17 protein-coding genes are annotated in these 21,932 nt (G+C 73.6%); 8 read left to right on the top strand and 9 right to left on the bottom strand.

Annotated elements, in window-relative coordinates; all coding sequences use genetic code 11:
• Window positions 1-82: 82 nt before the first annotated feature.
• The 6 genes from QFZ71_RS05920 to QFZ71_RS05945 all read right to left on the bottom strand — a co-directional run bounded on the left by QFZ71_RS05920 (window position 83) and on the right by QFZ71_RS05945 (window position 4,983).
• On the bottom strand, window positions 83-685 hold the full coding sequence (locus QFZ71_RS05920) for a GNAT family N-acetyltransferase (protein ID WP_307667209.1): 603 nt from the start codon (window positions 683-685) through the stop codon (window positions 83-85).
• A gap of 178 nt (window positions 686-863) precedes the next feature.
• Entirely contained in the window at window positions 864-2,537 is a 1,674-nt protein-coding gene (locus QFZ71_RS05925; RefSeq protein ID WP_307667210.1) for a DEAD/DEAH box helicase, read from the bottom strand.
• 198 nt (window positions 2,538-2,735) lie between these two features.
• A complete protein-coding gene (locus tag QFZ71_RS05930; protein ID WP_030583235.1) occupies window positions 2,736-2,939 on the bottom strand; it encodes a cold-shock protein in 204 nt (67 codons plus the stop codon).
• A gap of 294 nt (window positions 2,940-3,233) precedes the next feature.
• Window positions 3,234-3,773, bottom strand: a complete 540-nt coding sequence (locus QFZ71_RS05935; protein ID WP_307667211.1) for a pyridoxamine 5'-phosphate oxidase family protein — start codon at window positions 3,771-3,773, stop codon at window positions 3,234-3,236.
• Between the two features lie 81 nt (window positions 3,774-3,854).
• Window positions 3,855-4,352, bottom strand: a complete 498-nt coding sequence (locus tag QFZ71_RS05940) for a GNAT family N-acetyltransferase (RefSeq protein WP_307667212.1) — start codon at window positions 4,350-4,352, stop codon at window positions 3,855-3,857.
• 67 nt (window positions 4,353-4,419) lie between these two features.
• On the bottom strand, window positions 4,420-4,983 hold the full coding sequence (locus QFZ71_RS05945; protein ID WP_307667213.1) for a HutD family protein: 564 nt from the start codon (window positions 4,981-4,983) through the stop codon (window positions 4,420-4,422).
• Between the two features lie 206 nt (window positions 4,984-5,189).
• Between QFZ71_RS05945 and QFZ71_RS05950 the strand changes: the two genes are divergently transcribed.
• Entirely contained in the window at window positions 5,190-6,104 is a 915-nt protein-coding gene (locus tag QFZ71_RS05950) for a rhomboid family intramembrane serine protease (protein WP_307667214.1), read from the top strand.
• Between the two features lie 191 nt (window positions 6,105-6,295).
• Here the strand turns inward: QFZ71_RS05950 and QFZ71_RS05955 are convergent, their stop codons facing one another.
• The 3 genes from QFZ71_RS05955 to QFZ71_RS05965 form a co-directional block, all read right to left on the bottom strand.
• A complete protein-coding gene (locus QFZ71_RS05955) occupies window positions 6,296-7,756 on the bottom strand; it encodes a glutamate synthase subunit beta (RefSeq protein ID WP_307667215.1) in 1,461 nt (486 codons plus the stop codon).
• On the bottom strand, window positions 7,749-12,326 hold the full coding sequence (gene gltB, locus QFZ71_RS05960) for a glutamate synthase large subunit (RefSeq protein WP_307667216.1): 4,578 nt from the start codon (window positions 12,324-12,326) through the stop codon (window positions 7,749-7,751). The genes QFZ71_RS05955 and gltB overlap by 8 nt, the downstream gene beginning before the upstream one ends.
• A 468-nt stretch (window positions 12,327-12,794) precedes the next feature.
• Window positions 12,795-13,526: a VIT1/CCC1 transporter family protein gene (locus QFZ71_RS05965; protein ID WP_307667217.1), complete on the bottom strand. Its 732-nt coding sequence runs from the start codon at window positions 13,524-13,526 to the stop codon at window positions 12,795-12,797.
• Window positions 13,527-13,861: 335 nt separating this feature from the next.
• On the opposite strand from QFZ71_RS05965, the gene QFZ71_RS05970 reads away from it, so the two are divergent.
• The 7 genes from QFZ71_RS05970 to QFZ71_RS06000 all read left to right on the top strand — a co-directional run bounded on the left by QFZ71_RS05970 (window position 13,862) and on the right by QFZ71_RS06000 (window position 21,896).
• Window positions 13,862-15,070, top strand: a complete 1,209-nt coding sequence (locus QFZ71_RS05970) for an ADP-ribosylglycohydrolase family protein (RefSeq protein ID WP_373465083.1) — start codon at window positions 13,862-13,864, stop codon at window positions 15,068-15,070.
• Window positions 15,071-15,188: 118 nt separating this feature from the next.
• Complete coding sequence (locus tag QFZ71_RS05975; protein WP_307667218.1) at window positions 15,189-16,448, top strand: ADP-ribosylglycohydrolase family protein; 1,260 nt, start codon at window positions 15,189-15,191, stop codon at window positions 16,446-16,448.
• Window positions 16,369-17,568 (top strand): ADP-ribosylglycohydrolase family protein, encoded by a 1,200-nt coding sequence (locus tag QFZ71_RS05980; RefSeq protein ID WP_307667219.1) that lies wholly within the window; start codon window positions 16,369-16,371, stop codon window positions 17,566-17,568. Before QFZ71_RS05975 ends, QFZ71_RS05980 begins: the two co-directional genes overlap by 80 nt.
• On the top strand, window positions 17,565-18,956 hold the full coding sequence (locus QFZ71_RS05985) for an ADP-ribosylglycohydrolase family protein (RefSeq protein WP_307667220.1): 1,392 nt from the start codon (window positions 17,565-17,567) through the stop codon (window positions 18,954-18,956). The genes QFZ71_RS05980 and QFZ71_RS05985 overlap by 4 nt, the downstream gene beginning before the upstream one ends.
• Complete coding sequence (gene rbsK / locus QFZ71_RS05990; RefSeq protein ID WP_307667221.1) at window positions 18,953-19,837, top strand: ribokinase; 885 nt, start codon at window positions 18,953-18,955, stop codon at window positions 19,835-19,837. The genes QFZ71_RS05985 and rbsK overlap by 4 nt, the downstream gene beginning before the upstream one ends.
• Window positions 19,834-21,033 (top strand): CaiB/BaiF CoA-transferase family protein, encoded by a 1,200-nt coding sequence (locus tag QFZ71_RS05995; RefSeq protein ID WP_307667222.1) that lies wholly within the window; start codon window positions 19,834-19,836, stop codon window positions 21,031-21,033. Before rbsK ends, QFZ71_RS05995 begins: the two co-directional genes overlap by 4 nt.
• Window positions 21,030-21,896, top strand: coding sequence for a CoA ester lyase (locus QFZ71_RS06000; protein WP_307667223.1), 867 nt, complete (start codon window positions 21,030-21,032; stop codon window positions 21,894-21,896). Before QFZ71_RS05995 ends, QFZ71_RS06000 begins: the two co-directional genes overlap by 4 nt.
• The last annotated feature ends 36 nt before the right edge of the window (window positions 21,897-21,932 follow it).

Consider the following 21,932-nt stretch of genomic DNA (forward strand, 5'->3'; position numbering starts at 1 on the left):
GGGGGCCGAGCGAGGAGGCTCGGGGCGCCGCATGAGGAGGCGCGAGGGCCGCGCGGGGAGGCGTCGGCCGGGGCGCATGCCGTTACCGGCCGTGCTCCCCCGCCGCCTCCGCCGGGGCCTGCTTCGCCGCCCGCGCCGCCCATACCTCGCGGGTGAGCTCGTACTCGACCTCGCCGTGCTCGGAGCCCTCGATGACCTCGGGCCAGTCGTCGGTGTAGGCGCGCAGGAAGGTCAGGCCCGTCTTCTCCATCACGCGGCGCGACCCCGTGTTGACCGCCATGGTGTTCGCGGTGACCCGCCGGACGCCGAGGTCGGTGAACCCCTTGTCCACCAGGGCCCGCGCGCCTTCGGTGGCGTATCCGTGCCTCCAGGCGGCCCGGTTGAGCCGGTAGCCCAGTTCCACCACGGTGGGGTCGAGGTCGTCCAGCGGCCGGAGCTCGAACCAGCCGAGGAACGCTCCGGTGTCCTTGCGCCGCGCCGCCCAGTAGCCGTGGGTCCCGGTGCACGGGTGGGTGTGGAGGAGCCTCGGCAGCGTCCGGTCCCGGATGTCCTCGCGGCTCGCCGGACGGCCGCCGTTGATGTACCGCATGACCTCGGGGTCGTCGTCGAGGGCGAACAGGTCGGCGGCGTCGTCGGGCGTGACCTGGCGCAGCACGAGCCGGGCGGTCTCCAGGAAGGGGCGCATGGAGGTGATCCTCTCCACGGTCGGCCGGGCCGCGCCATCGGTTTTCGGGCGGTCGTCACCCGGCCCGTGCGGCGCGTCCGGCGTCCGGTGCGTCCGGCGCGGGAGGATCAGCAACCCGCGCCACGGCTGAAGCGGTTCCCCGGTGGGAAGGGCGCCCGTCCGACGGCGTGAAGTACCGCTAGGCCGCCCGACGGCCCCGCGGAGCGGCGCCCGAACGCGGGGTGCCGGCAGAGCGGCCCGCGCCCCCGGCCGAACGCCCCCCGGTGCCGGCGCCGGTGCCGGTGCCCCCGCCGCCGCCCGAGCCCCGCCGGCCCCGTCCCCGGCTGCCGGAGCGCACCGCTCCCCCGCCGGAGGAGCCCGCCGAGCCGCCCGACCGCGTCCGCTGCTTCGGCGGCGTCGGCTGCGGGACCTCGACCACGACCGCGATGCCCGACGGCTCACGGGCCCCCGTGATCCGGCTCAGCTCCGCGTCGCCGGAGGTGATCCGCGTGGTGCGGGGCGCGATGCCCGCGTCCTGCATCAGGCGGGTCATCTCGCGCTTCTCGTCGGGCAGCACCAGGGTGACGACGCTGCCGGACTCCCCGGCGCGCGCCGTGCGCCCGCCGCGGTGCAGGTAGTCCTTGTGGTCGGTGGGCGGGTCCACGTTGACGACCAGATCGAGGTCGTCGACGTGGATGCCGCGCGCCGCGACGTTCGTCGCGACGAGCGCGGTGACCTGACCGTTCTTGAACTGGTCCAGCGTCCGGTTGCGCTGCGGCTGCGAGCGCCCGCCGTGCAGGGCGGCCGCCCGTACACCACTGGCGAGCAGCCGCTTGGCGAAGCGGTCGGCGGCGCGCTTGGTGTCGACGAACATGATCACCCGGCCCTCGCGGGCGGCGATCTTGGTGGCGACGGCCTTCTTGTCGGTCTCGTCGAGGACGTGGAGCACGTGGTGCTCCATGGTGGTGACCGCGCCGGCGGAGGGGTCGACCGAGTGCACGACCGGGTCGGTGAGGAACATCTTCACGAGCCGGTCGATGTTCTTGTCCAGGGTCGCGGAGAACAGCATCCGCTGGCCGTCCGTCTCGACCTGCTTGAGCAGGGCGACGACCTGCGGCATGAAGCCCATGTCGGCCATCTGGTCGGCCTCGTCGAGGACGGTGATGGAGACCTCGTCCAGCCGGCAGTCGCCGCGCTCGATGAGGTCCTTGAGCCGGCCCGGAGTGGCGACGAGCACTTCGGCGCCGCGCCGCAGGGTGGCGGACTGCTTGGTGATCGACATGCCGCCGACGACGGTGGCGAGCCGCAGGTTGACGGCGGTCGCGTACGGGGTGAGCGCGTCGGTGACCTGCTGGGCCAGCTCACGGGTGGGGACGAGGACCATGGCGAGCGGGGCGCGCGGCTCGGCGCGGCGGCCGGCGGTGCGGGCCAGCAGCGCCAGGCCGAAGGCGAGCGTCTTGCCGGAACCGGTGCGGCCCCGGCCGAGGATGTCCCGGCCGGCCAGCGAGTTCGGCAGGGTGGCGCCCTGGATCGGGAACGGCTCGGTGACGCCCTGCGCGGCGAGGGTCTTCAGCAGCGCGGCGGGCATGTCGAGGTCGGCGAAGGCGTCGACGGCGGGCAGCGCGGGGGTCACGGTCTCGGGCAGGGCGAACTCACCCTGCGGCGGGGTGGCGCGACGGCGGGCCGGGGCCTTGGAGCCGCCCTGGGTCCGGGAGCGGGGCGCGCCGCCCTGGCCGTTCGAGGAGGCCGGGGAACGTCGGCCGCCCGACGGGGCCTGGGAGCCGTTCGACGGGGTCTGGCCGCTCTGGCCGCGTCCCCGGCCACGGGCCGGACGGGAGCGGGGGGTGCGGTCCTGGCGTTCGGAGCTGGTCATACGGAATTGCCCTCCTGGGGGATTCCTGGGCAACTGCCGAATGGGTGACTGCGGGGTGTGCCGGTCCGGCCGTTCCGTGCGCCCCCAGGATGTGCGCACGGAAACGGATGGGTGCAACGAGGTCGTTGCTCGGACAGCACAAACCGGGGCCCGCACCGTGAGGTGCGGGCCCCGGTCAGCGAGGTACGCGTCCGGTGATCAGACCGGGACGATGTTCTCGGCCTGCGGGCCCTTCTGGCCCTGCGTGACGTCGAAGGAGACCTTCTGGCCCTCCTGCAGCTCGCGGAAGCCGGAGGCGTTGATGTTGGAGTAGTGGGCGAAGACGTCGGCGCCGCCGCCGTCCTGCTCGATGAAGCCGAAGCCCTTTTCCGAGTTGAACCACTTCACGGTGCCGGTGGCCATGTCATTCTCCTAAAACAGGTGCAGTGCCGGAAATCCGCACTTTACGAATTCCAAGTCGCCGCATTGAGCCCCATCCGGAGAAAGCCGGAAAACAATAATGCGCCTGAGGAAGCATTCCCGTCAGGCGCACATAATGTTCATGGGTACCAAAACTGCAACGCGGACAACAGTAGCACGTCCTCCCCTCCCGTGGTGGGGCCGGCCACGCCGGGAGGGTGAGACTTCGCCGACCGGAGGGCGTACGGGAGGTGGCGCGGCCGGGTGCGCGGGTCCGCCCGCGCCGCGTCCGTCGGCTCAGGGCGCCTCGACCGCCGGGGCGTCGTCCCCGGTCCGTCGTACGGTGCGCAGCGGGCGGCCCGGCCGCCAGGACCGGATGACCAGCGACTCGCCGTCGAGCCCGATGCGGACGACCTCGGTCAGCTCGGTCCGGAAGAGGTGGAAGGGCTCCGGCGGGGCCGCCTCCTCGATGAAGCGGGCGATGACCGCGGGGTCGGTGATCTCCACGGCCCGGCCGCTGACGCGCACGTCCCCGTCGTTCATCTCGGCGTCCGGACCCGGATTGGCCTGGAGAGCGAAGCGGGGGTCGCGGCGCAGGTCCAGGGCCTTGAGCGAGTTCGGCATCATGCCGAGCAGCAGCTCACCGAAGCGGAAGTCGGCCTCCAGGCCGGTGAGCCGGGGCGAGCCGTCCTTCCGGAGGGTGGCGAGGACGTGGTGCTTGTAGAGGCGGAAGCGCCGCCGCACGGTGTCGGCGAAGTCGGGCTCGGCGGTGGCGAAGCCGTCCCAGGAAACGGCAGCGGGGGCGGGGGTGGGCGATGAAGTCGTCATGGACGCCATGGAACACCGGATACCCGACATCTCCTGTCGGTTTTCACCGCGACAGGCGGACGATCACGTTTCACCGCGCCCGGCGGACGATCACGCCGGGCCGAACGCCGTGACCGCCTCTCGGGCCAGGTCCGCCGGGGCCGGCCGGATGAGCCTCAGCATGACCTCGTCGTACTCCTCGTCGACGCGGCGGCTCTCCTCCACGAAGCCCATCCGGGCGTAGAAGCTCCGGGCCCCGGTGTTCTTCTCGTACACGTCGAGGGTCAGTGAGCCGTGCAGCGCCGCCGCGTGTTCGACCAGACGCCTGCCCACCCCGGTGCCCTGTGCCTCCGGAGCCACGAAGAGGCCGCCGATCTCGGCCCCCAGGAGGCCCAGGAGAGCCACCACACGGCCGTCCGCATCGGCGACCCAGTTCTCGGCGTGGACGAGGTAGATCTCGCGCATCTTGCGGGCGCGTTCGCCCTCGCCCTCGCCGGGGACGAAGGGGTGGGCCGCCCGGCCGGCGCGGGACCAGACGTCCATCGCGGCGGTCTCGTCCGCGGGGGCGTAGCGGCGGATGACGGTGGGTCGGGATACGGAGGCGGCCATGGGGGTGACCGTATCCCGCGGCCGCGGACCCGTCAGCCGGATATGTCCCGCCCCGCCGGCCGGCCGGTCACCCGGCCGAGACCGTGACCAGTGCCGCCCGGCCCATCGTCCGCAGCACGCCGGGCGACGCCCCGGTCGCCAGCACCGCGTCGTAACGGTCCAGCCGGACGCCGGCGCCCTCCAGTTCCGCGCCGTCGTCCAGGGAGACGGCCAGCACCGCGCCGCCCTCCGGGGGAAGCAGGCGGACCGTGCCGCAGACGACGGCGGTCTCCGCGCGGACACGGGCCCTGCGGTACATGACGTTGAGGTTGAGGACCGGGCCGCCCAGCAGGAAGCCCTCCGTCGGCAGGTCGCCGGGGAAGCCGTGCGGCCACAGGGGCTCGTCGACGATGTGGTGCTCACCGCCGACGACGAGGTCCATGCCCGCGCCCTCGACCACGGTCAGGACGCGGTCCACGCCGGGGAAGGCGGAGAACGGCCCGTCGGCGGTGACGTCCGCGAGGCTGACGCGCCAGTCGAAGGCGTCGGGGCCTGCGCCCTGCGGCGCGGCCGCGATCTCCCGGACGGTCCCGCCGCCGTTCTTCCAGGGGACGGGCGCGCGGTCGGCGGCGCGCAGGATGCGTACGGTCATGGTGGGGGTCCCCCGTTCCGGCCTCGGGGCCGTGTCCGCGTGGTGGTCGTCGGGCGCGGCCTCTCCCGTGCCGTGCCGCCCGGCCCCCGAGCGTAGGCCACCCGCCGGGGCGGCCCCCGGCCTCCAGGACCGGCGTACCGGTTCGCTATCTTGATCGCCGCCGCCCCCACCGGCCCCGTTGCCCACCCCCAGTGAAGGAGCCGGCCATGGAGGCCGCCGCCGCCCCCGCGTGTTACCGCCATCCGTCCGCCGAGACGTATGTCCGCTGCACGCGCTGCGACCGCTACATCTGCCCGGACTGCATGCGCGAGGCCGCCGTCGGCCATCACTGCGTGGAGTGCGTGAAGGAGGGGCAGCGGTCGGTGCGGCAGGCCCGTACGGTCTTCGGCGGCGCGGTGTCGCGGGCGACGGCGCCGGTGGTGACGTACGTGCTGATGGCGCTCAACATCCTGGCCTATGTCGGCGAGGTGGTCCGGCCGGAGATCGTGGGCCGGTTCGCGGTGCTCGGGGCGGCGCTCACGGGGCCGGACGGTGAGCAGTACTACTACCGGGGCGACACGTTCCCCGGGTACGAGCTGACGGGCATCGCGGACGGCGAGTGGTACCGGCTGGTGACCGGGGCCTTCCTGCACATGCCGCCGGACGCGTCGTTCGGGGTGATGCACCTGGTGTTCAACATGTTCGCGCTGTGGAACATCGGCCGGGCCGTGGAGGGGCAGCTCGGGTGGGCCCGGTATCTGGCGCTGTACCTGCTGTCGGCGGTCGGCGGTTCGGTCCTGGTGTACCTCCTGGCCCCGGACACCTCGACGGTCGGCGCGTCCGGTGCGGTCTTCGGGCTGGCCGCCGCGTACTGGGTCATCCACCGGCGGCTCGGCCACGACATGGCGGCGGTCAACCGCTTCATGGCCGGGTTCCTGATCTGGATGCTGATCTCGGCCGCGTTCACCTCGTGGCAGGGGCACCTGGGCGGGCTGCTGACCGGGGCCCTGGTGACGTACGGGCTCGCCTTCGCCCCGCGGAAGCTGCGCGTCCGGCCGGCCCAGCTGGCGGGCGGCCTGGTGCTGCTGGGGCTGTTCGCCCTGGCGGTGGTGGCGAAGACGTCGGCGCTGACGGGCGGCTGAGGGCGGAGGGGTACGGGCCCGGCGGAAAGGTGTTCCGGCGGGCCCGTACCGGCCCCGGACGCGCCACGGCGCCCGCTGGTGTCCGGTCGGGGACAGGCAGGCGCCGCGTTCAGTTCCGTACGCCGTTGTACGGGACGTGTGGTGGGGGCTCCCTCCTGGCCGCGTGGGCCGGGGGGACCCGGAGGTGGTGCTCAGACCAGCAGGGACCGGTCCGTCGGGCGGATCGGGGCCGGCAGGGCGCTGGTCCCGGTCAGGAAGCGGTCCACTCCGCGGGCTGCGGAGCGGCCCTCGGCGATCGCCCAGACGATCAGCGACTGGCCGCGTCCCGCGTCACCGGCGACGAAGACGCCGTCGACGTTGGTCGCGTAGTGCTCGTCGCGGGCGACGTTGCCGCGCTGGTCGAGCTCCAGGCCGAACTGCTGGACCAGACCGTTGGACTGGTCGGTTCCGGTGAAGCCCATGGCGAGGGTGACGAGCTGGGCGGGGATGCGCCGCTCCGTGCCGGGCTTCTGCTCCAGCTTACCGTCCTTGAACTCGACCTCCACCAGGTGGAGGGCCTGGACGTTGCCGTCCTGGTCGCCCTCGAAGTGGGTGGTGGAGACGGAGTAGACCCGCTCGCCGCCCTCCTCGTGCGCGGAGGTGACCTTGTAGAGCATGGGGAAGGTCGGCCAGGGCTGGTTCGCGTTCCGCTCCTCGCCCGGCTTCGGCATGATCTCCAGCTGGGTGACGGAGGCCGCGCCCTGGCGGTGGGCGGTGCCCACGCAGTCGGCGCCGGTGTCGCCGCCGCCGATGACGACGACGTGCTTGCCGCCGGCGTGGATCGGGGAGACGGTGAGGTCGCCCTCCTGCACCTTGTTGGCGAGCGGCAGGTACTCCATCGCGAAGTGGACGCCGTTCAGCTCGCGGCCGGGGACCGGCAGGTCGCGGGAGACGGTGGCGCCGGCCGCGATGACGACCGCGTCGTAGCGGCGGCGGAGCTTCGCGGCGTCGATGTCCCGGCCGATCTCCACCTCCGTACGGAACTTGGTGCCTTCCAGGCGCATCTGCTCGATGCGGCGGTTGATGTGGGACTTCTCCATCTTGAACTCGGGGATGCCGTACCGGAGGAGGCCCCCGATACGGTCCGCGCGCTCGTAGACGACGACGGTGTGGCCGGCCCGGGTCAGCTGCTGGGCGGCGGCGAGTCCGGCCGGGCCCGAGCCGACGACGGCGACGGTCTTGCCGGAGAGGCGCTCGGGCGGCTGCGGGGTGACGTCGCCGCTGTCCCACGCCTTGTCGATGATGGAGACCTCGACGTTCTTGATGGTGACGGCGGGCTGGTTGATGCCGAGCACGCACGCCGACTCGCAGGGGGCCGGACACAGCCTCCCGGTGAACTCCGGGAAGTTGTTCGTGGCGTGCAGCCGCTCGGAGGCGGCGGTCCAGTCCTCGCGGTAGGCGTAGTCGTTCCACTCGGGGATGAGGTTTCCGAGCGGGCAGCCGTTGTGGCAGAACGGGATGCCGCAGTCCATGCAGCGGCCGGCCTGCTTGCTGATGATCGGGAGCAGCGAGCCCGGAACGTAGACCTCGTTCCAGTCCTTGACGCGCTCGGCCACGGGGCGGGTCTTCGCGACCTCGCGCCCGGTGGTCAGGAAGCCCTTGGGGTCAGCCATGGGTCGCCGCCTCCATCATCTTCTCGGTGGTCTCCTGCTCGGAGAGACCGGCGAGCTCAGCGGCGTCCTTGGCGGCGAGCACTGCCTTGTACGTGGACGGGATGATCTTGCTGAAGCGGGACGCGCCTCCGGAGGCGCTGTCCCACTCGGCGAGGAGCTTCTCCGCGACGGTGGAAGCGGTCTCCTCGTGGTGGCGGCGCACGACGTCGTGCAGCCACTCCTTGTCGGTGTCGTCCAGCTCCTCGATGGCGCCGAGGTTGCCGACGTTGACGTTGTCGCGGTTCAGGTCGATGACGTAGGCGACGCCGCCCGACATGCCGGCGGCGAAGTTGCGGCCGGTCTCGCCGAGGACGACGGCGTGGCCGCCGGTCATGTACTCGCAGCCGTGGTCGCCGACGCCCTCGGAGACGACGAGCGCCCCGGAGTTGCGGACGCAGAAGCGTTCGCCGGTGCTGCCGCGGAGGAAGATCTCGCCGCCGGTCGCGCCGTAGCCGATGGTGTTGCCGGCGATGGTGGAGTACTCGGCGAGGTGGTCGGCGCCCCGGTCCGGGCGGACGACGACCCGGCCGCCGGAGAGGCCCTTGCCGACGTAGTCGTTGGCGTCCCCCTCCAGGCGCAGGGTGATCCCGCGCGGCACGAACGCGCCGAAGGACTGGCCGGCCGAGCCGGTGAAGGTGATGTCGATGGTGTTGTCGGGCAGGCCCGCACCGCCGAACTTCTTGGTCACCTCGTGGCCGAGCATGGTGCCGACGGTCCGGTTGATGTTGCGGATCGCTACCTGGGCGCGGACCGGCTGCGCGGCCTCGGCGCTCGGTGCTCCGAGGGCGTCGGCGGCCAGCTTGATGAGCTGGTTGTCGAGCGCCTTGGGCAGGCCGTGGTCCTGCTCGACGATGCGGTGGCGGACCGCGCCCTCGGGCAGCTCGGGCACGTGGAAGATCGGGGCGAGGTCGAGGCCCTGCGCCTTCCAGTGGGTGATCGCCCGGTCGGTGTCGAGGAGTTCGGCGTGGCCGACGGCCTCCTCGATGGAGCGGAAGCCCAGCTCGGCGAGGAGTTCGCGGACCTCTTCGGCGATGAACTCGAAGAAGTTGACGACGTACTCGGCCTTGCCGGAGAAGCGGTCGCGCAGGACCGGGTTCTGGGTGGCGATGCCGACCGGGCAGGTGTCCAGGTGGCAGACGCGCATCATGACGCAGCCGGAGACGACGAGCGGCGCGGTGGCGAAACCGAATTCCTCGGCGCCCAGCAGGGCGGCGATGACGACGTCGCGGCCGGTCTTGAGCTGGCCGTCGGTCTGCACGACGATGCGGTCGCGGAGGCCGTTGAGCAGCAGGGTCTGCTGGGTCTCGGCGAGGCCCAGCTCCCAGGGGCCGCCCGCGTGCTTGAGCGAGGTGAGCGGGGAGGCGCCCGTTCCGCCGTCGTGGCCGGAGATGAGGACGACGTCCGCGTGGGCCTTGGAGACCCCGGCGGCGACCGTGCCGACGCCGACCTCGGAGACGAGCTTCACGTGGATGCGGGCCCGCGGGTTGGCGTTCTTCAGGTCGTGGATGAGCTGCGCGAGGTCTTCGATGGAGTAGATGTCGTGGTGCGGCGGCGGCGAGATGAGGCCGACGCCGGGCGTCGAGTGACGCGTCCTGGCGACCCACGGGTAGACCTTGTGGCCGGGAAGCTGGCCGCCCTCGCCGGGCTTGGCGCCCTGGGCCATCTTGATCTGGATGTCGTCCGCGTTGACCAGGTATTCGCTGGTGACGCCGAAGCGGCCGGAGGCGACCTGCTTGATGGAGGAGCGGCGTTCCGGGTCGTACAGCCGCTCCGGGTCCTCGCCGCCCTCGCCGGTGTTGGACTTGCCGCCGAGCCGGTTCATGGCGATGGCGAGGGTCTCGTGGGCCTCGCGGGAGATGGAACCGTACGACATGGCGCCGGTGGAGAAGCGCTTGACGATCTCGGAGGCGGGCTCGACCTCGTCGAGGGGGATCGGGGCCCGGTCCGAGGTGAAGCCGAAGAGGCCGCGGAGCGTCATGAGGCGCTCGGACTGCTCGTTCACCCGTTCCGTGTACTGCTTGAAGATGTCGTAGCGCCGGTTGCGGGTGGCGTGCTGGAGGCGGAAGACCGTCTCCGGGTCGAACAGGTGCGGTTCGCCCTCGCGCCGCCACTGGTACTCGCCGCCGATCTCCAGGGCGCGGTGCGAGGCCGCGATGCCGGAGGCGGGGTACGCCTTGGTGTGCCGGGCGGCGACCTCCTTGGCGATGACGTCCAGCCCCGCGCCGCCGATCTTGGTGGCGGTGCCGTTGAAGTACGTGGCGACGAACTCCTCGTCGAGGCCGACGGCCTCGAAGACCTGGGCGCCCCGGTAGGAGGCGACGGTGGAGATGCCCATCTTGGACATGACCTTGAGGACGCCCTTGCCGAGCGCGAAGATCAGGTTGCGGATGGCCTGCTCGGAGTCGACGTTCTCGATGAAGGTGCCGGCGCGGACCAGGTCCTCGACGGACTCCATGGCGAGGTACGGGTTGACTGCGGCGGCGCCGTAACCGATGAGCAGGGCGACGTGGTGGACCTCGCGGACGTCCCCGGCCTCGACCAGCAGGCCCACCTGGGTGCGCTGCTTGGTGCGGATGAGGTGGTGGTGGACGGCGGAGGTGAGCAGCAGCGAGGGGATCGGCGCGTGCTCGGCGTCGGAGTGCCGGTCGGAGAGGACGATCAGGCGGGCGCCGTCCTCTATGGCGGCGTCGACCTCGGCCCGGATCTCCTCGATCCGGGCGGCCAGTGCTGCGCCGCCGCCGCCGACGCGGTAGAGGCCGGCGAGGGTGGCGGCCTTCATGCCCGGCATGTCGCCGTCGGCGTTGATGTGTATCAGCTTGGCGAGCTCGTCGTTGTCGATCACCGGGAACGGCAGCGTGACGCTGCGGCAGGCGGCCGCGGTCGGCTCCAGGATGTTGCCCTGGGGGCCGAGCGAGGAGCGCAGGGAGGTGACCAGTTCCTCGCGGATGGCGTCCAGCGGAGGGTTGGTGACCTGGGCGAAGAGCTGGGTGAAGTAGTCGAAGAGGAGCCGGGGGCGCTCGGAGAGCGCGGCGATCGGGGAGTCGGTGCCCATCGAGCCGAGCGGTTCGCCGGCGGTGCGGGCCATCGGTGCGAGGATGACGCGCAGTTCTTCCTCGGTGTAGCCGAAGGTCTGCTGGCGGCGGGTGACCGAGGCGTGGGTGTGCACGATGTGCTCGCGGTCGGGCAGGTCGCTCAGCTCGATCTCGCCGGCTTCCAGCCATTCCTGGTACGGCTGCTCGGCGGCGAGGGACGCCTTGATCTCGTCGTCCTCGATGATGCGCCGCTCGGCGGTGTCCACGAGGAACATCCGGCCGGGCTGGAGGCGGCCCTTGCGGACGACCTTCGCGGGGTCGATGTCCAGGACGCCGACCTCGGAGGAGAGCACGACGAGGCCGTCGTCGGTGACCCAGTAGCGGCCGGGGCGCAGACCGTTGCGGTCGAGGACCGCGCCGACCTGGACGCCGTCGGTGAAGGTGACGCAGGCCGGGCCGTCCCAGGGCTCCATCATCGTGGCGTGGTACTGGTAGAACGCGCGCCGGGCCGGATCCATGGCGTTCTTGGCTTCGGGGCTCTCCCACGCCTCGGGGACCATCATCAGCACGGCGTGCGGCAGCGAGCGTCCGCCGAGGTGGAGCAGTTCCAGGACCTCGTCGAAGGAGGCGGAGTCGGAGGCGTCCGGGGTGCAGACGGGGAAGATCCGGTCGAGCCGGTCCGGGCCGAAGAGTTCGGAGGCGAGCTGGGACTCGCGGGCCTTCATCCAGTTGCGGTTGCCCTTGACCGTGTTGATCTCGCCGTTGTGCGCGACGAAGCGGTACGGGTGGGCCAGCGGCCAGCTGGGGAAGGTGTTGGTGGAGAAGCGGGAGTGGACCAGCGCGACGGTGGAGGCGAAGCGGCGGTCGGAGAGGTCCGGGAAGAACGGCTCCAGCTGCCCGGTGGTGAGCATGCCCTTGTAGACGATGGTGCGGGCGGAGAGCGAGGGGAAGTACACCCCGGCCTCCCGCTCGGCACGCTTGCGCAGGACGAACGCCCTGCGGTCCAGGACGATGCCCGATGACTCGCCGTCGGCGACGAAGATCTGGCGGAACGCGGGCATGGTGGCGCGGGCGCCGTTGCCGAGCAGAGCCGGGGTGACCGGGACGTCGCGCCAGCCGAGGACCGTCAGGCCCTCCTCGGCGGCGATCGTCTCGATCGTGCGGACGGCCTCGGTGGTGCCGTCGGCGGGCAGGAAGGCGATACCGACGGCGTACGAACCCGCCTCGGGAAGTTCGAAGGGGGTCTCGGCGCGCAGGAAGGCGTCGGGGACCTGGCAGAGGAGGCCGGCGCCGTCGCCGGAGTCGGGCTCGGAGCCGGTGGCACCGCGGTGTTCGAGGTTGCGGAGCACGGTCAGCGCCTGCTCGACCAGCTCATGGCTGGCCACACCGGTCAGAGTGGCCACGAACCCGACGCCACAGGCGTCGTGCTCGTTACGGGGGTCGTACATCCCCTGCTGGGCGGGGCGACCGTCCATGGGCGACCAGGCGTCGATACGCATCGGCTCTCCCGTCGTCGTCGTGGCATGTGCAGTGCCGAGGGACGACGTTGGCCCTCTGCGAAATTTCGTGCAGGTTACATGATGGGGCGCTTCTCAAGAAGCGGAAGGCTCGTTCCAACATGCGGACATCATGGGAGTCAGGGACGACTGGATGACCAGAGGTGACCGGACGTACCAGGAGTGGGTCGCTGTCGGAACGATCGGCGCCCGGGGAGTCGCAGAGAGCAGGCGTCGTTGCCTGCGGTGCTTACGGCTCTTGCCCGGCGGCCGAGGAAACGAAACCACCGGGTAATGGCTACTTATGTGTAGCGCTGCATAGCGTCTCATTTTACGGCCGCGTGGTCCGTCCCGCCCAGGGGCAGGCGCCAAGACGTACGTCACACGGGGAGGGGGGCCGTTGCGCCGTTCGGGCGGCCCGGTTCCGCCGCCCACCGGGCCCGCCCGGCCCGGCCGCGGGCCGCCCCGGAATCAGCCGACCGCCACGCCGAACAGGGTGCCCAGGCCGTACGTCATCGCCGCCGCCGCTCCGCCGAGGGCGAGCTGGCGCAGGCCGCTGAACCACCAGCTGCGGGCCGTCACCCGTGCCACGACGGCACCGCAGGCGAAGAGTCCGACCAGGGCCAGGAGCACGGCGGGCCACAGGGCGCTCGCGCCCAGGAGGTAGGGCAGGACGGGCAGCAGCGCGCCCAGGGCGAACGCGCCGAACGAGGAGACGGCGGCCACCAGCGGGGAGGGCAGGTCGCCCGGATCGATGCCCAGCTCCTCGCGGGCGTGGATCTCCAGCGCCTGCTCGGGGTCGCGCGACAGCTGCCGGGCGACCTCGCGGGCCAGCGGGGCGTCGACGCCGCGGGACTCGTAGAGCGCGGCCAGCTCCGCCATCTCGTCGGTGGGGTGCTTACGGAGTTCGCGGCGCTCGATGTCCAGCTCCGCCTCGACCAGCTCGCGCTGGGAGGCGACGGAGGTGTACTCGCCCGCCGCCATGGAGAAGGCCCCGGCCGCGAGCCCCGCGAGGCCGGTGATCACGATGGTCTGCTGGGAGACCGCACCGCCCGCCACCCCGGTCATCAGGGCGAGGTTGGAGACCAGACCGTCCATCGCCCCGAAGACCGCGGGGCGCAGCCAGCCGCCGTTCACGTCCCGGTGGGTGTGGTTGTCCCGGTGCGCCTCGTGCAGGACGGCTTCGGTCTCGATGATGGCCACGGCGTGCCTCTCCCCTCGTCACGGCGGACTTCACCCGCCGCTCCCCTGCGCGTATAACTTTCGACAAAGTCCAAACTACGCCGTCCGGGTGACCTCCGCCAGCAAGGCAAGGCTGACCTATACCCCCTCTGACCTGCAAAGAAAGGTGAGCCTCAGCTATCCCGGCCGTCATCCACCCAGCCCCTTTCCGCGCCTTTTCCGCCTCTCTCGGGCCGCCGCGTGGCACAGATGCGGACAGGGCCCGGAGACGGACCGGTTCAGGACGCGGACGCCGCTCCGGGCTCGGACCGGTCCCGCCGGACGAGCGGAAGGGCGGCGCGGTGAACGGTGACGCGGTGAACGGCGACACGAGGGGCGCGGCGGCCGGCCGGGGGCGGGCCAGGGGCGCACTGCTGGGGCTGGCGGTCGGGGACGCGCTCGGGGCCCCGGCGGAGAATCTGCGGCCCTCCGAGATCCGCCACCGCTGGGGGCGGATCGAGGGGTTCGTGAGCGATGACCCGGCGGGCACCGACGACACGGAGTACGCGATCTTCTCCGGGCTGCTGCTCGCCCGGCACGGCTCGGCGCTCGACGTGTCCCATGTGGAGCGGGCCTGGCACCACTGGATCGCCGACCTGGACGAGGGCCCGTTCCGGGGAGCCGGGTTCAGCGAGCGCGGCACCCTGGAGAACCTGCGCCGGGGCCTGGCCGCGCCGATCTCGGCCCAGCACCGGCACGCCTGGAGCGACGGGCTCGCCATGCGGGCGGCCCCCTTCGGGGTGTTCGCGGCGGGCCGACCCGCCGAAGCGGCCCGGCTGGTCGCGGTGGACGGCAGGGTCAGCCACGAGGGCGAGGGGATCTACGGGGGCCAGGCGGTGGCGGCCGGGGTGGCGGCGGCGATGGTCGGCTCGGGCCTCGCCTCGGTGATCGCGGCCGCGCTCTCGGTGGTCCCGATGGACTCCTGGACGGCCCGGTCGCTGCGCCGGGCGGTCGCGGCGGCCCAGCGGCCCTACCCCGACCGGCTCACGATGGAGCGGGCGGTGCGCTCGGCGGTGGTGATCGCCGGCTACCCGTGGACGGACCTCGCGCCGGAGGCGGTGGGCCTGGCGTTCGGGGCGTTCACGGCGGCGCGCGGCGACTTCCGGACGGCGGTGCTGACGGCCGTCAACATGGGCCGGGACGCGGACACGACGGCGGCGGTGGCCGGAGCGCTCGCCGGGGCGCTGCACGGGGAGAGCGCCGTCCCGCCGGAGTGGGCGAAGGCGATCGGACCGGTCCGGGGCAGCTGCCTGCCCTCGATGCGCGGCTACCACGTGCTGGACATCGCGGAGCTGCTGACCCCGGAGGACCCCGAGGCCCCGGAGCACCCCGAGACCCGGGAGGACCCCGGGGCCGCGGAGGGCAGCGGTGCCCCGGAGCACCGCGAGACCCAGGAGCGCCCGGCCGCGACCGTCCCGGCGGGGTCCGTACGGGAGTGGAGCGGCGGCCTCCCCGGGCCTTCGGCCGTACGGGGCCCGGCGTCCACGGCGGTCTCCTTCGCCCCGGTACGGCAGGAGGGGGGGTGACCACGGCCGCGCGCGAGGAGGCCGGGCCACGGTGTCCTCGGCGTGACCGGCGACGACCGCGGCCACGCACGGAACGGCCGGCAGCCGCCCGGCCACGAGACCCACGGGAGGACCGGCGATGACCACGACCGCACCCGACGCGACCGCCCCCACCACCCCCACCCCCACGCGCCGTGCCCGGATCGAGGGGCTGCTGCTCGGGCTCGCGGCGGGGGACGCCGCCGGATGGCCCGCCGCCCGGCACCGGGCGGCCCGGATGCCCGAGTGGACCCGGCGGCTCACCCGCGAGCTGGACACCTTCGCCGAGCAGAACTCCACCACCACCCTCCCGGTGCCGATCGCGCTCAACCAGCCGCCCGAGCCGCTGCGGCTCGGCCCGTCCGACGACGCCGAGTGGGCCGCGTTCGCCGCCCGCACGGTGCTGGCGGCGGCCGACGACGCGGCCGCCCTCTCCTGCGGCCGCCGGATGCGGGACGCGGTGGACCGGGCCTGGAACGCGCTCGCCGCCACGGTGGCCGCCGCCAGCGCGCGGGCCCCCGAGGTGGAGGCGGCGGTGCTCCCGCTGCGGGCCCGGATCTCGGTGCGGGCCGGTCTCGGCAACCTGGCCGCCGGGCTGCGGCCCCCCGCCACCGGCCACGACAACCCGCACTACTTCGACGACGCCGCCTGCGTCCGGGCGGCCGTCCTCGCCGTGGTCCATCCGGGCGATCCGGCGGAGGCCGCCGCGCTCGCCGAGTTCGACGCCCGCTACACCCAGGACGGCGACGGGGTGCACGGGGCGCGGGCCATGGCCGCCGCGATCGCCGTGGCGCTGGCCGGGGCGGACGTGAACACCGTCGTGAACGCCGCCCTCGACCAGCTCCCCGAGGGCACCGAGATCGCCCGCAACGCCGCGCACGCGGTCCGCCTGGCCCGCGAGTTCGCCGACGAGCCGGCCGGGGCGTTCGCCCTGGTCCCGGTGTTGGAGCACCAGATCGTGGACCACGTCTACAGCTACGGGATCGCGGCGGCCGAGACCGTGCCCGTCGCCCTCGCCCTCACCACCGCCGCGCGGGGCGAGATCGCCCAGGCGGTCCCCGCCGCAGCCTGCCTCTCGCGGGTGGCCGACTCGGCTCCCGCCCTGGCCGGGGCGCTGACCGGGGCGGTCGGTTCGGTCACCGCCGTGCCGGCGGGGTGGCGCGAGGCGTGCCGGACGCTCGCGGGGTGCGCGCTGCCCCGGCTCGCGGGCACGGACCTGATCGAACTCGCCGGGCTGCTGGCAGCCACGGAACCGGCCACCTCGGGTGGACAATTCCGGCATGACGCCCACAACGGCCATGGCGGCAACGCCCGCCCCCGCGACACCACCGCTCTCCCCCGGCACGCCCGGACTCGATGACCGCATCAGCCGGGCCCTCGTCGGCGCGGCCGTCGGCGACGCGCTCGGCGGCCCGGTCGAGGGCTGGACCCCCGAGCAGATCGTCGAGCGCCACGGCGGACGGGTGACCGGGATCGTCGGCCCCTGGTACGGCGAGGACTGGCGCACCGCGCGCCCCATCGCCCCGTACCACAAGGGCGACGGCCACGTCACCGACGACACCCTGATGACCCACGCGCTGATCCGCGTGTACGACAAGGTCCGCGACCACCTCGACGCGTACGCCGTCGCGGACCACCTCGTCCCGGATCTGCTCGCACCGCGCTGGATCCCGGAGCTGGAGGCCGAGGCGCTGCCGCTCCAGCGGATCTTCCTGGCGGAGAAGTGGATCGTGGCCCGGCTGCACTACGGACACGTGGACCCGCGCGAGGCCGGCGCGGGCAACATCGTCAACTGCGGGGCGGCGATGTACATGGCCCCGGTCGGCCTGGTCAACGCGGCCCGCCCGGAGGCCGCTTACGCCGAGGCCCTGGAGGTCGCCGCGCCGCACCAGTCGTCGTACGGGCGGGAGGCCGCCGGGGTCTTCGCGGCCGCCGTCGCCGCCGCCTGCCACCCGGACGCGACCCCGGACACGGTGATCGACGCCGCCCTCGCCCTGGCCAAGGACGGCACCCGGTCCGCGATCGAGGCGGTCTGCGACGTCGCCGCGCACCACGACGACGCCGAGTCCGCGCTCGTCCCGCTGCGGGCGGCCGTGGAACCGTTCGACACGGTGGGCCCCGACTACCGCAGCCCCCGGCTCGGCGCGCGCCGCCCGTCCCGCTTGCACGCCATCGAGGAACTGCCCATCGCGCTCGGGATGCTGCTGGTCGGCGGCGGCGACTACCGGCGCACGGTGCTCGGTTCGGTGAACTACGGGCGCGACTGCGACTCCATCGCCACGATGAGCGGCGCTATCGCGGGCGCGCTGGGCGGCGAGGTCCCGGCCGACTGGGCGTCCGCGGTGGCCGAAGCCAGCCGCCTGGACCTGGAGGCTCCGGCCCGCACCCTGGCCCGTGTGGCCCGGCAGGTCTTCGCCCGCGACCTGGAACGCCGCCGGTCCCACGAGGAGGCGTTCACCGCGCTGGCCGGTGAGCGGTGAGCGTCCGCCCGCCCCGCCCCCCGGACGTCCGCCTCACCTGGGTGCAGCCCGAGGACCTGGTCGGACACGAGCTGCGGCAGGCAGCGCAGGACGGCCGGGACGCGCGGGAGATCGCGGAGCGGTGGTACGCGGCCGGCGGCTCCCCCGCCCCGGACCGCGCCGGCGCCTCGGAGCCGCCCGCACCGGCCCGGCTGCGCGCGCTCGCCGTCCGGCTCCTCGACGAGCTGGCCCTGTCGACGTCGCCGCTGGCCGCCGACGAGCCGACCGGGCTGGACGCGATCGTGGCCGCCTGCCCGCACTGGCCCGGCCCGCCGGAGAGCGGATTCACGGTCGGCCGGGACCGGCTGCACGCCGCCTGGCTGGGCCGGGCGGCCGGCTGCCTGCTCGGCAAGCCGGTCGAGAAGCTGCCCCTGGACGGCATCCGCGCGCTCGCCCGCGCCACGGGCAACTGGCCGCTCGCCACCTGGTTCACCGGACGCGGCGTGCCCGCCGAACTGCTCGCCGCCCACCCCTGGAACCGTCGCTCGGCCTCCACGTCGCTCGCCGAGAACATCGACGGCATGCCGGAGGACGACGACCTCGACCACCCTGTGCTCACCCTGCTGCTGCTCCAGCGGCACGGGCGCGCCTTCACCACCGCCGACCTGGCCCGGCTCTGGCTGGACGAGCTTCCGGCCGGGCGGACCTTCACCGCCGAGCGCGTCGCGTACGGCAACCTCCTGGCCGGCGTCGAGCCCCCCGAGACCGCTCGCCGCCGCAACCCGTTCCGGGAGTGGATCGGCGCGCAGATCCGGGCCGACGTGCACGGCTGGACCCACCCCGGCGACCCGGCCGGAGCCGCCGCCCAGGCCCACCGCGACGCGGTCCTCACCCACACCGGCAACGGGGTGTACGGAGCGATGTTCATCGCCGCCGCGCTCGCCGTCGCCGCCGGGGGCGAGAGCGACGTGCACGGCTGCCTGACCGCCGGGCTGCGGGTGGTGCCGCCGCACTCCCGCTACGCCCGCGCGATCCGCCTCGGCATCGAAACAGCCCGTACGGAAAGGGAGTTCGACGCCGTCGTGGACCGGCTGCACGCCGTCTACGCCGACACGCACCACTGGGTGCACGTCCTGCCCAACGCCGCGCTGCTGGCCGCCGCCCTCACCCACGCCGACGGCGACTTCACCCGGTCCGTGGGGAACGCGGTCTCCGGCGGCTGGGACACCGACTCCAACGGGGCGAGCGCCGGCTCCATCGCCGGACTGCTGACCGGGGACCCGGACGCCCTGCCCGAACGGTGGACGGCTCCGCTGAAGAACCGGCTCGCCACCTCCGTCCCCGGATTCGACCGGGTCGGCTTCGACACCCTCGCCGCACTGACCCACCAGGAGGCTCTGCGCCCATGACCCGCATCGCGGTGCTCGGCAGCACCAACATGGACCTCGTCGCCTACACGGCCCGCGCCCCCGGACGCGGCGAGACCGTCACCGGACGGGAGTTCCGGACGATCCCCGGCGGCAAGGGCGCCAACCAGGCCGTCGCCGCCGCCCGCGCGGGCGGGGAGGTGATGATGATCGGCGCGGTCGGGGACGACGCGTACGGGGCGCGGTTGCGCGACGGCCTCGAACACGCGGGGGTGGACACCGATCTGCTGCACACCGCCGAGGGCCCCAGCGGCACCGCGCACATCGTGGTCGACGACACCGGGTCCAACGCGATCGTGGTGGTCCCCGGAGCGAACGGGACCGTCACCGCGCTCGGCCCCGGCGAGATCGCGGCCGTCGCCGCCTCCGAACTGCTGCTGATGCAGCTCGAACTCCCCCTGCCCGCCGTCGTCGAAGGGGCCCGCGCCGCCCACGCCCAGGGCGTACGGACCATCCTCACTCCCTCCCCCGTCCAGCCGCTGCCCGACGAACTCTTCGACCACATCGACCTGTTGGTCCCCAACGAGCACGAGGCCGCCGAGCTGTCCGGGCAGGACGAGCCGCACGCCGCTGCCCAGATCCTGTTGCGGAAGGTGCCCGAGGTGATCATCACGCTCGGAGCGAAGGGCTGCCTGTACGCGGCACGGGGCGGCGAGCCGGTGCTGTTCGAGGCCCCCTCGGTGACCGCCGTCGACACGACCGGGGCCGGGGACACCTTCGTCGGGGCGCTGGCCGTGGCCCTCGGCGAGGGGCGGCCGGTGGCCGAGGCCGTGGCGTTCGCCTCCTCGGCCGCCGCGCTCTGTGTCCAGAAGCCCGGCGCGTCCACGTCCATGCCCTACCGCAGCGAGATCGAGGCCCCATGAGCGCCACCATGGCAGGACCGCTGACCGGGCTGAAGGTCCTCGACCTCGCCACCCTCTTCGCCGGACCCCTCGCCGCCACCATGCTGGGGGACTTCGGCGCCGACGTGATCAAGGTCGAACACCCCCGCAAGCCGGACCCCTCGCGCGGGCACGGGCCCGCCAAGGACGGGGTCGGCCTGTGGTGGAAGCTGCTCGGCCGCAACAAACGCACCCTGGCCCTCGACCTGTCCGCGCCCGGCGGCCGGGACGTACTGCTCCGGCTGGCCGCCGGAACCGACGTGATCATCGAGAACTTCCGGCCGGGCACCCTGGAGCGCTGGGGACTGGGCCCGGAGGAGCTGCACGCGGTCAACCCGCGCCTGGTGCTGGCACGGGTCACCGGCTTCGGCCAGTTCGGTCCGTACGCGCACCGCCCCGGATTCGGGACGCTGGCCGAGGCGATGAGCGGGTTCGCGGCGATCACCGGGGAGCCGGACGGGCCGCCGACGCTGCCGCCGTTCGGGCTCGCGGACTCCATCGCGGCGCTGGCTACGGCGTACGCGGTGATGGCGGCGCTCGCCGGGCGGGAGAAGACCGGCGCGGGACAGGTGGTGGACCTGGCGATCATCGAGCCGATCCTCACCGTGCTGGGCCCGCACCCCCTCTGGTACGACCAGCTCGGCTACGTCCAGCCGCGCACCGGCAACCGCTCCCGCAACAACGCCCCGCGCAACACCTACCGCACCGCCGACGGCCACTGGGTCGCGGTCTCCACCTCCGCCCAGTCCGTCGCGGAGCGGGTGATGCGCCTGGTGGGCCGCCCGGAGCTGATCGGGGAGCCCTGGTTCGGCTCGGGCTCCACCCGCGCCGAGCACACCGAGGAGCTGGACGCGGCGGTCGGCCACTGGATCTCCCGCCACGACCGTGACGAGGTGCTGGACGCCTTCGAGAAGGCGGAGGCGGCCGTCGCGCCGATCCAGGACGTACGGGAGGTGATGGAGGACCCGCAGTACCGGGCGCTGGGCACCCTCGCGGAGATCGACGACCCGGAGCTGGGGCCGCTGCGGATGCAGAACGTCCTCTTCCGGCTCTCGGAGACCCCCGGCGGAATCCGGTGGGCGGGCCGCCCGCACGGCGCGGACACCGAGGAGATCCTGACCGGGCTCGGCCTCACGGAGACCCGGATCGCCGCGCTGCGGGACCAGGGGGCGCTGTGACCGGCCGGGTGCCACCCCTCCCGCCGCTGCCGGAGGACCCGCGGCCCGACGCCGTCCGGCCGCCGCTGACCTGGCTGTACGTGCCCGGGGACCGTCCGGAGGTGGTGGCCAAGGCGCTGGGGTCCGGAGCGGACGTGGTGATCGTCGATCTGGAGGACGCCGTCGCCCCGGACCGCAAGGAGTACGCGCGCGCCGCCACCGCCGAGCTCCTCGGCGACCAGGTGACCGCGGCCCCCGACGCCGTACCGGTCCATGTCCGGGTACACGGCGAGGACGACATCCGGGCGCTGGCGGGGCTGCCGGGCCTGGCCGCGTTCCGGCTGCCGAAGATCACCCACGCGGTCTCGGTGCACCATGTGGCGGCGGTGGCGCCGGGGGTGCCGCTGTACCCGCTGCTGGAGTCGGCGCTCGCGATCGAGCACGCGTACTCGATCGCCTCGGCCCACCACCGCGTCCACGGCATCGCGCTGGGTGAGGCGGACCTGCGGGCGGATCTCGGGGTGCGGGACGACGCCGGGCTGGACTGGGCACGCGGCCGGGTCGTGGTGGCGGCCCGCGCGGCGGCCCTTCCGCCACCGGTCCAGTCGGTGTTCCCGGACGTCCGGGACCTGGACGGGTTGTGGGCGTCGTGCGGGCGGGGGCGGGCGCTCGGGATGCTGGGCCGGGCGGCGATCCACCCGCGCCAGCTGGAGGTGATCGAGCGGGCGTTCCTGCCGACCGCCCAGGAGGTGGAGGCGGCCGAGGAGATCGTCGCGGCGTCAGCGGTGGAGGGGGGCGCGCTGGCCCTGCCGGACGGGAGGTTCGTGGACGCGGCGGTGGTGGCGTCCGCCCGTCGTACGATCGCGCTCGCCGGGCGGGCCTGAGACTGCGGGCCCGCCCGGCGAGCGGGTGGTGCGGCG

Source organism: Streptomyces sp. V2I9 (assembly GCF_030817475.1).
In the GTDB taxonomy this organism is placed as follows: Bacteria; Actinomycetota; Actinomycetes; order Streptomycetales; family Streptomycetaceae; genus Streptomyces.